Source organism: Neobacillus sp. PS3-12 (assembly GCF_030915385.1).
Classification (GTDB): Bacteria; Bacillota; Bacilli; order Bacillales; family Cytobacillaceae; genus JAEVLT01.
Genome location: NZ_CP133268.1, coordinates 2,337,037 through 2,352,084 on the forward strand (window position 1 = coordinate 2,337,037; position 15,048 = coordinate 2,352,084).

Annotated in this window: 18 protein-coding genes; 8 read left to right on the plus strand and 10 right to left on the minus strand. The window is 42.5% G+C overall.

Annotated elements, in window-relative coordinates:
• Positions 1–347: 347 nt before the first annotated feature.
• Entirely contained in the window at positions 348–1,013 is a 666-nt protein-coding gene (locus RCG17_RS11830) for an LbetaH domain-containing protein (protein ID WP_308175335.1), read from the plus strand.
• A gap of 63 nt (positions 1,014–1,076) precedes the next feature.
• On the opposite strand, the gene RCG17_RS11835 is transcribed toward RCG17_RS11830, so the two are convergent.
• Positions 1,077–1,676: a hypothetical protein gene (locus RCG17_RS11835; RefSeq protein ID WP_308175336.1), complete on the minus strand. Its 600-nt coding sequence runs from the start codon at positions 1,674–1,676 to the stop codon at positions 1,077–1,079.
• Between the two features lie 185 nt (positions 1,677–1,861).
• Here RCG17_RS11835 and RCG17_RS11840 point away from each other — a divergent pair, with 185 nt between their 5' ends.
• The 3 genes from RCG17_RS11840 (at position 1,862) to RCG17_RS11850 (ending at position 4,864) form a co-directional block, all read left to right on the plus strand.
• On the plus strand, positions 1,862–2,758 hold the full coding sequence (locus tag RCG17_RS11840) for a CPBP family intramembrane glutamic endopeptidase (protein ID WP_308175337.1): 897 nt from the start codon (positions 1,862–1,864) through the stop codon (positions 2,756–2,758).
• Positions 2,759–3,241: 483 nt separating this feature from the next.
• Entirely contained in the window at positions 3,242–4,090 is an 849-nt protein-coding gene (locus RCG17_RS11845) for a hypothetical protein (protein WP_308175338.1), read from the plus strand.
• Between the two features lie 39 nt (positions 4,091–4,129).
• Positions 4,130–4,864 carry an SH3 domain-containing protein gene (locus tag RCG17_RS11850; protein WP_308175339.1) on the plus strand — a complete coding sequence of 245 codons (735 nt, stop codon included), beginning with the start codon at positions 4,130–4,132 and terminating at the stop codon, positions 4,862–4,864.
• Positions 4,865–5,289: 425 nt separating this feature from the next.
• Here the strand turns inward: RCG17_RS11850 and RCG17_RS11855 are convergent, their stop codons facing one another.
• Genes RCG17_RS11855 through feoB form a run of 3 tightly spaced genes read right to left on the minus strand, consistent with a single transcriptional unit; the run spans position 5,290 to position 7,775 of the window.
• A complete protein-coding gene (locus tag RCG17_RS11855; protein ID WP_308175340.1) occupies positions 5,290–5,616 on the minus strand; it encodes a YnfA family protein in 327 nt (108 codons plus the stop codon).
• Entirely contained in the window at positions 5,613–5,774 is a 162-nt protein-coding gene (locus RCG17_RS11860) for a FeoB-associated Cys-rich membrane protein (protein ID WP_308175341.1), read from the minus strand. Before RCG17_RS11860 ends, RCG17_RS11855 begins: the two co-directional genes overlap by 4 nt.
• Before the next feature lie 6 nt (positions 5,775–5,780).
• Positions 5,781–7,775 carry a ferrous iron transport protein B gene (gene feoB / locus RCG17_RS11865; RefSeq protein ID WP_308175342.1) on the minus strand — a complete coding sequence of 665 codons (1,995 nt, stop codon included), beginning with the start codon at positions 7,773–7,775 and terminating at the stop codon, positions 5,781–5,783.
• Positions 7,776–8,059: 284 nt separating this feature from the next.
• On the opposite strand from feoB, the gene yppF reads away from it, so the two are divergent.
• Positions 8,060–8,290 (plus strand): YppF family protein, encoded by a 231-nt coding sequence (gene yppF, locus RCG17_RS11870; RefSeq protein WP_308175343.1) that lies wholly within the window; start codon positions 8,060–8,062, stop codon positions 8,288–8,290.
• A gap of 72 nt (positions 8,291–8,362) precedes the next feature.
• Here the strand turns inward: yppF and RCG17_RS11875 are convergent, their stop codons facing one another.
• The 3 genes from RCG17_RS11875 to ssb form a co-directional block, all read right to left on the minus strand.
• The gene (locus RCG17_RS11875) at positions 8,363–9,322 is read right to left on the minus strand and encodes an HD-GYP domain-containing protein (RefSeq protein WP_308175344.1); all 960 of its coding nucleotides are present in this window, start codon (positions 9,320–9,322) and stop codon (positions 8,363–8,365) included.
• Between the two features lie 423 nt (positions 9,323–9,745).
• Positions 9,746–9,925, minus strand: coding sequence for a hypothetical protein (locus RCG17_RS11880; protein ID WP_308175345.1), 180 nt, complete (start codon positions 9,923–9,925; stop codon positions 9,746–9,748).
• Positions 9,922–10,290 (minus strand): single-stranded DNA-binding protein, encoded by a 369-nt coding sequence (gene ssb, locus RCG17_RS11885; protein ID WP_308175346.1) that lies wholly within the window; start codon positions 10,288–10,290, stop codon positions 9,922–9,924. The genes RCG17_RS11880 and ssb overlap by 4 nt, the downstream gene beginning before the upstream one ends.
• A 281-nt stretch (positions 10,291–10,571) precedes the next feature.
• On the opposite strand from ssb, the gene RCG17_RS11890 reads away from it, so the two are divergent.
• The 3 genes from RCG17_RS11890 (at position 10,572) to RCG17_RS11900 (ending at position 12,196) form a co-directional block, all read left to right on the plus strand.
• Positions 10,572–10,994, plus strand: coding sequence for a YwpF family protein (locus RCG17_RS11890; RefSeq protein ID WP_308175347.1), 423 nt, complete (start codon positions 10,572–10,574; stop codon positions 10,992–10,994).
• An 83-nt stretch (positions 10,995–11,077) separates the two neighbouring features.
• Entirely contained in the window at positions 11,078–11,365 is a 288-nt protein-coding gene (locus tag RCG17_RS11895) for a YciI family protein (protein ID WP_308175348.1), read from the plus strand.
• 99 nt (positions 11,366–11,464) lie between these two features.
• A complete protein-coding gene (locus RCG17_RS11900; RefSeq protein WP_308175349.1) occupies positions 11,465–12,196 on the plus strand; it encodes a GntR family transcriptional regulator in 732 nt (243 codons plus the stop codon).
• A 192-nt stretch (positions 12,197–12,388) separates the two neighbouring features.
• Here RCG17_RS11900 and RCG17_RS11905 read toward each other — a convergent pair whose 3' ends face one another.
• From RCG17_RS11905 to RCG17_RS11915, 3 genes are read right to left on the minus strand one after another with little or no spacing between them, the layout of a single operon-like run.
• Positions 12,389–13,360: an SIS domain-containing protein gene (locus RCG17_RS11905; RefSeq protein ID WP_308175350.1), complete on the minus strand. Its 972-nt coding sequence runs from the start codon at positions 13,358–13,360 to the stop codon at positions 12,389–12,391.
• A 29-nt stretch (positions 13,361–13,389) separates the two neighbouring features.
• Entirely contained in the window at positions 13,390–14,220 is an 831-nt protein-coding gene (locus RCG17_RS11910) for a sugar phosphate isomerase/epimerase family protein (RefSeq protein ID WP_308175351.1), read from the minus strand.
• A gap of 13 nt (positions 14,221–14,233) precedes the next feature.
• Positions 14,234–15,046 (minus strand): fructoselysine 6-kinase, encoded by an 813-nt coding sequence (locus RCG17_RS11915; protein WP_308175352.1) that lies wholly within the window; start codon positions 15,044–15,046, stop codon positions 14,234–14,236.
• Positions 15,047–15,048: the final 2 nt, after the last annotated feature.

A 15,048-nucleotide genomic window follows, 5' to 3' on the forward strand; every position in this document is an offset into this window, starting at 1 on the left:
TACAGCAAGAGATCCTAGATTCCAAAGTTTCACCAAATACTTATACCGATTCCCAAAATCTCATTCACTCCATGTAACGGTTTAAGTCATAAGAACTACTTCTGTTTATTCAACCAAAGAACATAGCATAGAAGAATTTTTGGAAATATCAACTTCATGGTACAGACTGACATCAATGATGGTTGTTTTCTACCTTCACAACTAGATATACATAAAATCAATTACCACCCGTTTCTTTCGGGTGGTTTATTTATTTTGCACCGAGGTTTTTTGGAAAAATTGTTCATTCCACATGCCATCTTTTTGCATAATATATTCCTGCGACATTAGATTGTAAAGGAGATGTAATGGTGGGAGGAAAAAAAGAATCTAAGCATGACTGCTGTTTTGAACCATTTATTAGCCCTAACCCTGTTACTTCATTTAATCCCGTTCAGCACTATCCAAAAATTGATAAAACGTCATTTATAAGCCAGTTTTCTAGTGTAATAGGTGATGTTATCATTCGAAATAATGTTTATGTAGCCCCAAACGTAAGCATACGTGCTGATGAAGGTACCCCTTTTTATATTGGTACAAATACCAATCTCCAGGATGGAGTCATTTTACATGGTTTGTTAAACAGAAGAGTTTCGTTTGGAGATAAAAGCTATTCCATTTATCTTGGAAACGAAGTGACGATTGCTCATAAGGCACTTGTCCACGGTCCTTGTTTTATTGGAGACAAGACGTTTGTTGGCTTCGATGCAATTGTTTATAATGCCATTGTCGGGAAAGGCTCATTCATTTCTAATAATGCGGTAATCACAAATGGGGTTCGGATCGCACCAAATCGATTTGTGCCGCCCGGAGCTCATATTGATTCCCAAGAAAAAGCGGATGCCCTATCAAAGGTACCAAGGGATAGCAAGGAATTTGCCTATGAAGTTCAAAGAGTCAATCAAGAGTTCCCTGCATCCTATCACATTTTGTTTGGGAAAAATCGCTGCTCTTGTGGATTTGCTTGTGACTAATGAGAAGCTGCTATTGATGCAGCTTTTTATTAGTCACAAAAAAAACACCGCATTTGCGGTGCATCATTGAGGAGTTCGTTTTACCCCAAGTATTGGTTTTCTTTCGAAATAGGAAGTGAGGAAATAGACGAACAACAACCCTGCGGCTGTGGCAATGACAAATCCCCCGCCATGAATCAGGATCGCTACAATCCATACATAGCTTAAATAGTAATGAACCTTTTTGAGTACTTTATTTTTCGAACGTTTAAAAATATAACCATATGCCGCAAGACAGGCTAAAATCAAGAATGCGGCAATCCCGGTGAAGGTATTGCGGTTGGAAAAGTCAGTGATGAGATAGTAGCCACCATGAATGATAACAAGAATTAAGCCAATAAATCCAAAAGTGGTATGAAAGCTATATGATTTTTTGGCAGCTATTTTAACTAGTTTCAATGGACTTTTTAATTTTTTCTTTAATAGAAACCACGAAAAACTTAGGCCCCCAAAGAGGATCGAAACGTTTCCTAGTAATTTAAAGATTCCTCCGCCCTCTTCCTCTTGTGGCGGCGGTCCTGGGTGATGTGCTGCGGACTTAGTGAAATATGAGTATCCAATTAATACGATAGCGATTAAGATCATTCCTATAGCAGGAAGATACTTCCTTACATTTGTTTTCATTTCAAAAATTTTCCTCCAAATATTTTTACTCCCTATTAGTATTGTGCACGATGAACCTAAAGTTAATATGAAGAAAACCTTAATTTTCCATTAAAATAATAGGTTAATATTGGAATTATTGTTGTAATTTTCAATTATTGTCCTATATAGTATAAAAGAAACCAACAATAGATGGGAGATTTTTCATGAAAAAGTGGTTTAAAAATGCAGATGGCCAGGTCAGGAGCGGTTGGAAAATCATTCTGGCGTTTGGGCTTATGAACATTCTTGCGGGAATCTTTATGCTTCCGGTCATCATTTTTATGTTTGCTAAGTTCGGTACGAATGAAGTTTCCGTAGATGTCTCAATGGACCGCCCTATTCCCAGCTTGCTCCTGATGCTGGCGCAGCTTCTTGGCGTCACTTTGACCGTCATGATCTTTTTGAAAAAAGAAAAGAAGAAATGGAGCGATGTTGGGGTCACATCCCTTCACTCACAGGGGAAAAACCTCTTGCTCGGCCTGTTTTTAGGGGCGGCTTCAATTGTTTTCGTGACTTTGATCATGATGGCAACGAAGCAGATCACGTTAACCCCGGCAAAGGTTCATTTAACTGATCTTGGAATCTATTTTATTAGTTTTATTTTTGTCGCTGCTAATGAGGAACTTTTTTTTCGCGGCTATGTGATTTCGGCCTTAAAGCAGACGAAATCCTTTCCCCTAATTTATCTCGTTTCTTGTTTAGTTTTTGGGGCGGTACATATTCCGAATCCCCATGTCCATCCACTAGGAATTATCAACGTATTCATGATTGGTTTATTGTTTGCCTACATGTTTATTCAGACCAAATCACTATGGATGTCAGCGGGTTATCATCTGACTTGGAATTTCATTCAGGGGAGCATTCTGGGGTTCAATGTCAGCGGAAATGCTGGAAATGGTTTTTTTCACATCAAAGGTGCCGATAATATTTGGACGGGCGGCAGCTTTGGCGCCGAGGCAAGTATATGGACGACAGTGGTTATTCTGCTTGGCCTTTTTATTACGAAAAAATTCACTCAGTTTGCTGGTGGGAGTAACATTGACATTGGGGAAAAGTTGTAATTCTGGTGTTTGTGTCCGAAGATCAGGTGTTTTCGGACACAGGAACCGCTTTTTATCCGTAAACTATCCCCTTTTATCTGTACTTTCCAGTCATCTATCCGCAACTCTTCATTTATCCGTAAATTCACACCTTTTTTCCGTAAACTATCCCCTTTTATCCGCACTTTTCAGTCATCTATCCGCAACTCTTCATTTATCCGTAAATTCACACCTTTTTTCCGTAAACTATCCCCTTTTATCCGCACTTTTCAGTCATCTATCCGCAACTCTTCATTTATCCGTAAATTCACACCCTTTTTCCGTAAACTATCCCCTTTTATCCGCACTTTTCAGTCATCTATCCGCAACTCTTCATTTATCCGTAAGTTCACACTTTTTTTCCGCACGAATGACCCATTTATCCGCAAATCCCCCATAAAATCATTTTATTCTGGGTGGCTGCATAGAATGGAGAAAAGTACAAGCTACTAGGGGGAAAAAGCGATGCAATTTATTGAAGAGGTAAAGGATGTAAAATTTAGTTTCCTGGAGAAGCAGCCGGCGTCGTCGATGAAACAAGCCTTTGTTTATGTGAATCATAACAATCAATACGTTGCGGTTAAAAATGGCGATCGTTTGTCACGAAGTGAGCTTCGGATTGGAAAATATAAACGCATTTATACCGTCAATATGCAGCAGCATACCATCGAATACAAAGAAGAGGTGCCTTCCGCTACCAGAGGGAGACGGTTTTCGGTTCATTTGTATATCGATATTGCAGTCGATCGGCCGGAACTGCTGGTTCAGCAAAATGCAGGTGAATTTGGAACCGTTGTTAACAACAATCTGCCCATGTGGGTGGAGGCGGAAGCTAGATTTTTTCCGATTGAAGAAGAACTGCGATTTGCGCGGCATATTGAGGAATTTTTTCAAACATCGGCTTTAGTCAGGGTGCTGCGCGATGCCGGCATTGCCGTAAGGGCTGTGCGTGTCTTGGTTAGGCAGGGCTTTCGGGACCAGCGCCATGATGAGGCGATTGCCGATTTGGACCGTCATGCGGAGTTGTCCTCCTATCAAGAGGCGCTGGACTTGGAGGAAGCACGCCGGATTTCCGCCACGATTAAAGAGGCCTTGGAAGATGGAGACTTTATTACGGCTGGAAAGCTTGGCGAAAAGAATGAAATGGCTAAGAGATTAGTAGAATCCGAGTTCAACCAGAATCAGACTTTCAAACACGAGGTTAACAAACAGTTGCTGAATTTGATCAACGATCACTCGATTGACCTGGGCCGAGGCCGAACAACGATTAGCCAAATTGAAGCGACTTTTTCCTTATCTCCCAGTTCAAATTGAAAAGCGCCCTACTTATTTAAATAAAGGAGAATAGCCATAGTGGAATCTATCTTCGATCAACTTTTCTGGCTCTGGGTCCCTCTTTCATTTTTGCCTGAATGGCTCCGTCTATTTGTTGTTCTCTTTGTGGTTCTTCAAGTGCTTTTAAAAATTGCTCCTGTCTTTATTCGCTTATTGTGCCTTCTTTTGAGGAAGCTTCTGTACTTATTTACTTATCCAATTATGTGGTTGATCAGCTCTCTGTTACGGAGTCGTAGAGAAGAGGAAAATGGGGACATCCCCCGCTGGATTGATGCCATTGAAGGACTTTTGGGCTGGTGCGAGAGATTTTTCAACAAAATGATTCAACTTTTTGCCAAAAAGAAACGATACAGAAGGAAATGGTCCTTTTATGCCGGCACTGCATTAGCTGTCTTGGTTACGGCTGCGGTCGTGAACAATCCTGGTGAATGGTATGCACATGATTGGAAAAAAACAGAAGATTGGCTGGCACAAGAAAAGCCGAGTGGTTATGATCGTGCGGAACCTGTGAAGATTAGTGCGGCGCCTGCGCAGAAGGAATTCGTTTTGAATCGGCAATATAAAGATGGCGGCAATATTCGCGAGGCCCCCACACTGTCGGCGAGGCGTCTATATACCATTGCTCGTGGTGAGTTCGTGCGGTTTTTAAATGAGGAGCAAGTGGATTCAAAAGGCATTAAGTGGTTAAAGGTACAAACAGCGAACGGGCGGGTCGCAGGCTGGGTTTCCGCAAATATCGTTCGGGAAAAATGAGAGTTCGCTTGATGAATTGGTTGTGAGGTGGTTATGGGCGATTTTCAATTTACAGAGTAATAGCCAGTTCCAGGACCGAGACTGCTGAACTTGGTTTGGTGCGATGCACGTTTTTGGGGGTACGTTACACGTTTTTCGCGGCGGCTTGCACGTTTTCGAGTGAGCCTTGCACCTTTTTCGGAGAGCTTTGCACATTTTGCCATTTTCAGGAAACGAAAACCAGTCGGCGGGCGGTGCGTTTGAACAATTAGGCCTACTGGAACGACTGAACTTGGTTTGGTGCGATGCACGTTTTTGGGGCGCGTTACACGTTTTTTGCGGTGGCTTGCACGTTTTCGAGTGAGCCTTGCACCTTTTTCGGGGAGCTTTGCACGTTTTGCCATTTTCAGGAAACGAAAAGCCAGTCATCCAGACTGGCTTCGAAATTAGTGGCGTGGTGCAAATAAGATAATGGCAGCACCAACCAAACAAATGGCGGCACCGATCCAATCGTATAGATCAGGGGACTTCCGATCAATCCCCCAGCCCCAGAGCAAGGATAGGATGATGAACACACCGCCGTATGCGGCATATACCCTGCCGAAGGAGGGAAAGGTTTGGAATGTGGCCATCACACCGTATATGGCTAAAATAACGCCGCCTGCAACACCCCAATACCACGGGTAACTTTCACGCAGGCACTGCCAAATGAGGTAGCCGCCGCCGATTTCTGCTAGGCCCGCCAATATGAACAAAACGACTGCCTGGATCATTTCGGCTCCCGAGGCTCCATTGTCGTACAATTGGTCTTGCACACTTTAGACAGTTCACAGGCCGCACATTTTCCCTGGCGGCTCTTTTTGATCGAGCGGTACAAAGCCCAACCTGCATAGCCGAATATTAACACGCCAATGGTGACATTAAAAATCACGATCCCTCAACCTCCAATTCCAAGCAGTTGTCCGCCTTGGTAGATAACGAAAGAAACGATATACGCAACAACCAAGCCGTACCCAATTGAAAAATACATCCATTTCCGCCAACTGGTTTCTTTTTGGATGGTTGCCACTGTAGCAAGACATGGTACGTACAATAAAATAAAGGCCATGAAGCTGTAGGCAGATAGTGGTGTAAAAACGTGTGAGATCACTTGTTGCAAGCTTCCGCCATTTGGGACAAAGTAAATCACATTCATAGATGACACGACGATTTCTTTTGCCAAAAAGCCGGTAATTAGACTTGCAGCGGCCTGCCATGTACCAAAGCCTAGCGGTATAAAAATTGGCGCAATCCAGCGGCATACAATCGACAAAAAGCTATGGTCCGCTGATACATTGAATCCGCCTGGTCCAAGGTTAGACAAGAGCCAAATCATGATCGTTCCGCCAAGGATAAACGTACCCGCCTTTCTCACAAAGCCCTTTCCCTTGTCCCATGTACTTCTCATTAAGGTTCGGAACTGTGGTACACGGTATGGCGGTAATTCAACGACAAAGAGGGAACCTTCACTTTTAATAAAGAAGGAAAAGATTTTTGCTAAAATGATTGCTACTACAACGCCAAGCACGTAAAAGGACAAGACGATCAGTGCTTGGTGGCTTTTAAAAAATGCGGCCACGAACAAGCTGTAAACGGTCAGACGTGCTGAGCAGGACATTAATGGTGTTAAAAGAATCGTCAAGAGTCTTTCTTTTGGCTGTTCAATGGTGCGTGCGCTCATGATCGCTGGAACGTTACAGCCAAAGCCGATAATCAATGGGATGAACGCCTTCCCGTTTAGGCCGACAAGTTCCATGATTCGGTCCATAACCATCGCGATTCTAGACATATAGCCTGAGTCTTCCAGCAAGGAGATGAAGAAAAACAAGATAAAGATTTGCGGCACGAAAACCAGTACTCCGCCGACGCCGCCGATGATTCCTTGAACAACGACATCCTTGATGAAGGTCGAGGCACCGACAAGCGTTAGCCCTTTTTCAGTCCAGTCTGTCAAGGGTCCTGAGAAAAATTTGTCCAGTAAATCCGATATTGGCGTTCCTAGCCAGTCAAAGGTTAATTTAAAAATCAAGAACATAAACCCTAGAAAAATAAGCAGGCCTAAATATCGATTTGTTACGATTGGGTCGATGAATTCGGTCAGTGTTTTATGATGTTTGTCTTTTATGGTGATACATTCATCAAGAATCGATTGGATCAATGCCTGCCGCTGCTTAAAAATATATTGGCGTAGCGATTTTTCTTGAATAATGGATTCTGTTCTATTGATGATTTTTTCAATTTGTTCATGATTGCCTACTTTATTTTTAACGACGAAGTTGCCTTCCAATAATTGAATGGCTAGCCAGCGGGGGTTAATGTTATTTTCCTTCGGTAGCAATTTGCTCATCTCTTGAATGGCTGCTTCGACCTCTGGGCCGTAATCAATCGTGATGGCGGATGGCTTTAGTTTCGGGTGAGCCAAGAAGTCGCCTAACTCCTGGCACCCTTTCCCTGTTCTTGCGACAATCTCTTGAACAGGTACTCCCAGACGCTTGGATAGCGTCTCATGATTAATATGTATTCCCTGTGAGCGTGCGACATCCATCATATTTAAGCCGATAACCACTGGAGCGCCAAATTCTAGCAACTGAATGGTAAGCTGAAGGTTTCTGAGCATTTGCGAGGCATCAACAATATTCAAGATTGCTTGAAAGGAACCGTTTAATAGGTATTCTGTTGCCACTGCTTCGTCTTTCGATAGCGGATTGAGCGTGTAGATTCCGGGCAGGTCGATCAGTAAATCTTCCTTATGTTTTCTCATTGCTCCTACCTTTTTCTCAACCGTGACACCGCTCCAGTTCCCTACATACTCGTATGAGCCTGTTAACATGTTAAAAAGGGAGGTTTTTCCTGTGTTTGGATTTCCAAATAATCCGATCTCCATATTGTTCATCTTCTCCCCTCCACAGCAATTCGACATTCATATATTTTAATAGATTACTTTTTCACTACGTTAATGAGAATCTTTCTCAATTAACATTTTTAGTGTATGGCAATTCCTTTTAGTAGTCAAGTGATTTTTGGGCTATACAGAATATGGTGAGCGCAGCGTCAGTTGTGATATTACGGCGAATGCTGTCGCAAGTTTGAATTTTCTAATAATATGTTCACAGAATGTTCATATGTTATACTCTATGTAAGCGAATTCAATTCTTTTAGTGAAAAGGTGGTTTAATAATGTTAATTGAGAATTTGGTACAACGTTTTACTGAAGCGAAAAACTATACACCGTCACACGCGAATGAATTACTTGATTTTCTTCAAAAGTCTTATATCTCTGGAGAACTGTCTATTGTTGAATATAAAAAGCTATTTTGTGAACTAACTACTCAGCATGATGCCGAAAAGCCTAGCGAATTTTTCATGAAAACCAAACTATTCAACTTTGAATACGAAATTGCTTTTTAAAAAGTACCTAAGGGGACGGATGAATCCGTCCCCTCTTTTATTTCGCAAGCTATGTATTTTATAGTAGCGATCCTATTTCGCAAGCCAAAGGTGGCTTGTATTGAATTGAATTTTCTCTTCTTCGATCAGGGCGATCAGTGCCTTGGCGGCGTCGGGATCGAATTGGGTGCCGCTGTTCTGCTTAATTTCATTGATGACGTAATCCGTGGTTAAAGGCCTGCTCCGATAGACGCGCTTGGAAGTCATTGCGTCGAAGGAGTCTGCTACTGAGACAATCCTGGCGGCGAGCGGGATACTGCGTTCCTTTAACCCAAAAGGATAGCCGCTTCCATCGTAACGTTCGTGATGATAACGGATGATGTCGAGGAGGCCGTTTTTTTTGAATTTGGTGATGTGATTGACCATTTCGTAGCCCCTTTGGGGGTGCTCTTTGATGCGTTCGAATTCAGCTTCGGTTAGTTGTGACGGTTTGTTTAGGATGTTTTCGGGTATGCCGATTTTTCCGATATCATGGAGGAGCGCGCCGATGTAGATGTTATGGCATGTCCTTGGTGATAGACGCATTTTTTCTGCGATCAGGGCCGCATAGTGTGCGACGTTTTCGGAATGTGAAGCGGTGTATGCATCTCGGGCGTCGAGTGTTTTTGATAGTGTGATGACGAGTGATAATGTGTCCTCTTGTTCGGTTTGGTAGCGTTCGATTAATAGTTTAATCATGAGGGTTAGTAAAAAATATACGCCCCAGTGAAATAGGTAGAAGATCAGGCCCATACCTTGAAAGGCCATCATGCCGATGTAACCGCTTAAGAATGATAGGACGCCGGTGCCGATTAAGTGGATGAAAATGCTAAAGTGGCGGAAGCCGATTCCCATAAAAATGCAGACGACAACAAAGGTTCCTTCCAGGAACAGACGTGGGTCCATTTTGAAAAAGACATGCAGCAGGATGGCTGCAAGGAGGGAAATGTAAAATAATCCCTGATAGGTTGCACGTTTCTCCAGGATGGAGGCCCTTTTTTGGAATTCGTTCATTGGGTCAGTCACCTTTCTTGATTCGCTACGGAGAAATTATAACGTAGAATCAAGGCGAATTCTTAATGGAGTTATGAACAATCTGTGAGAGCGGCGAACGAATTAAAGGGATATAAATGTTCCGTCGATTTTTTCTTTAACGAGCGATATATCCGTAAGTTCTTCGATTATAACCGTAAACTCCCACTATATATCCGTAACTTTTGACCAGATATCCGTATCTCCAGATAAAACAAAGAGACCGCTGAATCGGGTTCAGCGGCCTCATTTAAAAAAACAGGGGGTTTTGTTAAAAGTATATCCTTAAGATGGATTTTTATACATAATTGCAAAAAAATTCCGACGCGTGGCGGCGCCGGATCATAAATGAAGGTTTGTGTTCGAGGAGAGGATTGATTTTTTCTAGAGGAAATGAGGAATGTATTAGGAATTTTGGCGGGTTGCTTCAAAGAGGTTTTGACGGTTTGCTTCAAATTGGAGTTCGCGGATTAGCCATTCTAGCTGGGAGACACGTTTTTGGAGGCTGTCGACGGTTTGATTGGCTCTGCCGACCATTCGGATTAGGCTTTCAAGCAAGTGGGAGACTTCTTCGTCATGACTCAAAATGGCAATTCCTCCTCGATTTTTTGTTTCTTCGTTTCGATGTGCGGTTTGCTGCTCAAAAAGCGAACGGTATCGGCGATCACTTCGGTGATGTATATCCGTTTGCCTTCCTGCGTGTCATAATGGCGGGTTTGGATTCTCCCGGTAATTCCGACAACGGACCCCTTTCGGCAGTATTGTGCTGTGTTTTGAGCGGCTTTGCGCCAAAGCGTGCAAGAGATAAAATCCGCTTCCTGTTCACCGTTTTGATTTCGGTATTGGCGGTTGACGGCCAAGGTTACATGGGCGAAGGGGATCCCTTCTGACGTCACTTTGGCTTCGGGATCACGTGTCAATCTTCCGACAATGGTCACTTGATTGATCATTCCTATTGCTCCTTTCAGCTTGATGGCTCTATCATATCCCCCGAGAGCAGGCTTGTAAAAAAGCGAAAATCTTGTTTTCGAGCATACAACCACATTGAAAAATCGATTTTCCCTTAACACAAAATGAAGTTTCCGCACCCATTTTCGACAATATTTCTTGATTTTTCATCTTTCGGCCAATATTTTTCGACAAAATGACTTGGCCTATTTTCGAAAATAGGGCTTTCAGGTTGTCTTATGTTATAATCTTAGTAATCATTAATAAACCGAGGGGGAATGAGATGAAAACTTTTAAGTTGGTTTCATTGGCGGTAATGGAGGATGAAAAAAGTATCGATGTCCCGTTGGATCATGGACTGATTATTAATAAAGAAGACGAGCACTCAACCTGGCTGCTTGAGGCCTACACAAGAGACCTCACCCTTTACGATTATTTTAAAAAAATCAACGACGAAGATCGGGATATCATTGTGCAGGTCGTAATTACGAAGTCGGACAACGATCCTGTTTTCTTACAAACGAAGATTAGCTGTCTGCAGCTTTTTGAGGAGCATATTAGTGTGTTGCTTCAAGGACAATTGCGAAGAACAACCAAAAATCACAGTCAAATGTTGCTTCAAAGCCTCCTGCAGCAAGGATTTGCGGGCGACGCCCTGCTCTCGGAATTTATTAAGAAAAAGAACACTGTACCTCGGGTGAAGTGAATATCATGAATAACTTGTATATAAAATAAACGTTAGTCTGAGGATAAGGACTAACGTTTATTTTTTAATTTGGAGTGATTAAGATGGAATTTATCGGAACGGCAAGGCCGAAGCGTGAAAATTGGGTAGTAACGATGACATCAGATGAGCAGGCCATCATGGGACAGCATTTTGAATACATAAATAAGCTGTTTTCTGAAGGAAAAATCACTTTTTCTGGTGCGTGTACAGACGGGGCGATGGGGCTGATCGTATACAATGCTGAGTCGGCGGAGGAAGCCAAGGTTCTTTTTGAAAATGATCCTTTAACAAAGTCAGGGATTACGAATACGGAGTTGCATCCTTTTAGGGTTGGTCACGTTAACAAGTAATTTTTAAAATTAATGGGAAATATACGGAAATTGACTATACAAAGAAAGCCTATTCATTATATAATATTATATAATGACTTATAGTTTGCGAGGAATAATATGATGAAACTGGATAGCTCAATTTCAACGCCGTTATATGACCAATTGAAGCAGAAGCTACGAGAAGCGATTGTTCATGGTGAATATAAGCAAGGTGAGAAGCTTCCAAATGAAGCGGAATTATGCGATCTTTACGGTGTCAGTCGGATCACCGTGAGAAAAGCGATTCAAGAGTTGTGCGATGAAGGCTTTTTAGAGCGTAAGCAAGGTAAGGGCACCTTTGTCATGAGGAAGAAAGTTAAAAGAGAAATGGTTACGGTGGATGGATTCACGGACTTTGTCAGGCTGCTCGGGAAAAAACCGACCAAAAAGATTCTGGTTTGTGAAGAAATTAAAGCATCGCAAAAATTGGCTGAATCGCTTCAAATCGAGGCTGATGCACCAGTATTAAGGCTGCTGCGCTTAATGTATGTGGATGGACAACCGTTTACCATTGATGAAACGCACTATTCTTTGGATCGGTTCCCTAACTTGGCTACTCACTTTCTAGAGAACGTTTCTACCTATGATGTTTTGAAGAATATTTATCATGTGAATATCCATGCAGGTTCTACTCATAAAGTTATTACGGTCGATCCTGCCACAAGTCTTGAAGCTGAGTATTTAGAGTGTAAAACTGGTGAAACCTTGTTTAATATTGATAAAATTGTTTATGATGAAAACAAGGTGCCGATTCACACTTCTCATTTTAAGACACCGACGGCGGCAATTGCATTGACGATTACAACTTAAGTATTAAATGGGCTAGCTGCGAATTGCAGCTAGTTTTTTTGGGTTTGCGGGATAAGGTCAATTTTATCCGTACACTTCACTCTTTTTTTCGTAACTTTTCCCCATTTTTCCGTAAGTTTAGGTATGATATCTGGGCCCCCACTATATAGATAAAAAGGTATCATCCCAAAGGACGATACCTTTTCTATTAGATTAGTATTCTAGTTTCCACATGTATCTTCTTTTTGTAAGAGGATGGTTGCGGGCGATAGATAGTTGTTCTGCGTATGCACGGATAACGCCTGAGATTAGCATTGGGTTGAAGTAGTCTACTACTTCGCTGGCAATGACTGAGCCTAGGCCGAAATCTTTTGCGTCAACAACTGTTGTTTTTGCATCAAAGCGATTTAAGAATTCAAGGGCACGAGAATCCATTGCACGTGTACGGCCATCGTTCATTAACAATAGGAATGGTACATCTTTGTCCACGATTTCGAATGGTCCATGGAAGAATTCGCCGTCATGGAAGCTTCCAGAGTTGATCCATTGCATTTCCATTAGCAAGCAGATAGAGAATGAGTAAGCTACTTCGTGAGTTGCGCCGCTAGACATTACATAGATGACTGGCTCATCTTTGTAGCTTTCTGCGAATGCTTTCGCTTGAGGGCCTACAGTTGCTACTGATTGCTCGATTAGGTCGTAGATTTTTGCAAATCCGTCTTGCATTTTATTGTAGTGCTCATAGCCTTCGAATTCGTTTAGGATTTCAACAGCAAGGCCTAGAACGTTTGTCATTTTTTCCATTTTCGCTGCGTAATTTGCTTCGAAGCCGTGGTAGATAACATAGTCCGCATCTTTTGTGATCGCAGAATCTTCAACATGAGTTACTGCGACAACGTGTGCGCCTAGTTCTTTTGCTTTTGCAGTAGCTGTTACGGTTTCTGGAGTTGCTCCACCAAGAGAGCATGTTACAACGATACTTGTTTCATCAACAGAAACTGGAGTTGCATAGTTGAATTCATTTGCTGTATAAAGACTAGTACGAAGTTGTTTTGCGTTTCCTTCTAAGAAATATTTTGCAGGGTATAATTCAGCTTTGGATGCGCCGCAGCCTACAAAAAGGACACTCTTGATGTTTGGTTGTTTCTCTTTGATTTGTCTAACGATGTGATTTAATTGTTGCATTTTATTTCTCCTCCAAAATTCTATTTTTTTTACATGAATGCTTTAAAAGCATGCATATTGCGAATATCGTGGCTCTTTGGATCCTGAAAATATCTGGAATCCGTTATTTCTTGACCTAAAAGGCCGGTGTACCCATTTTTCTGTAAAACGGTTAAAAACTCTTCTAGGTTATGATGGCCATCGCCCCAAATCAGGTGGCCATATGGATTGCCATCGACGAAATGGGTGTGGATGATATCTTCCCCGAATACATCAAACCAATCCTGCAATGTTTCCCCAGCGACACCCATTGCGGTCGTATCCACAAGGATTTTCAGATTCGGGTGGTTGATTTCATCAAACATTCTTTTCGCACCAGAGACATTGATGACCAAATTGGATTCCTCAGGCCTTAATGCTTCCATTGCTAGGGTAACCCCTTCTTTTTGGGCAACATCGGCAAGTTTAGACAGCATTTCACGGGATCGTTTCCATGCTTCTTCCCTGTCTTCATCGTAATATCCCCAGCCTGAATTGCACTGCATGATTTCGCAGCCCAGCTCGGCTGTTGCCTTGATGCCATTGGAGAAATACTGAAAGCTTTTTTCAAAAATTTCTGGTTTGGTCGCTGCAAACTGGTATTGATACATGCAGTTTTCAGGGGTGAATACTCGGACTTCAAGGCCACGAGACTGAATTTTATCCTTTAAGACTTTACAATCCGAATAGGTCATCGGATCCAAATAATAGTGGGGAACGCCTGTCCAAAATTCGATGGATTGGATTCCTGCCGCCACTTGGGCATCCAGGAAATACTCCAACGAGTAGCGCATATAATGGATATTCATTCCCGCCACTTGTTCTCGCTTAATCAGCGCCAATGAATCTTCCTCCTTACACGTACCTTTTTCCAAAGCCGAAAGAGCCTTCGACTAAAACTTGTTTTGCCGCAAAGTCTGCAGCTATTTCTAAGCACGTTTTAATATCTTTTGTTCCATCAATATAATTCACTAGGAAACAGGTAATAAATGAATCACCGGCACCCATCGTATCAATCGCTTTTACTAGCTTTGGTTTTTGGGCGTAAAACTCCTTGCCATCAAACAGCAGCGCTCCATCTTCTCCCAGCGTGCATAAAACCAATTCAGGGCCGAGAACCGAAACCTTGATCATCAGGTCACGAACTTCGTCTTGAGTCATATGGCTGCATGAGAAAAACGCATAGTTGACAAGCGGTGCAACTTGGTTGATTTTTTCACCAGTAAAATCTGATGAAAAATCAAAGCTGATTGGTGCCTCAATCTTAGCTAGTTCGGATTCGGTATAGCCATAAAGGCCTGCATGGACAACATCGAATCTGTTGATGTATTCCAGATCGGCTGCGGTTAAATTTAGGCCAAATTCGCGCAAGACGCCGCCTTTGTTGCTTCCCAGAAATACACGGTCACCGTCTTTTAAGGTAACGCGGGCAGCACCGTTTTCGCCTTCGTAATGCTTGCAGTGACTGATGTCTAAGCCGATTTTTTCAATGCTGTCGATGACGTGGGCTGCTGCTTCATCTGAGCCGAAGACACCGAGATAGGCTGCCTCAACGCCGAGGCGCTTCGCATAGACCGCGAAGTTTAATGCGTTTCCACCAGGATACATGGTATGGATATGTTCATATTTATCGACGACGTTGTCGCCTAAACCGAGTACTTTTACCATAA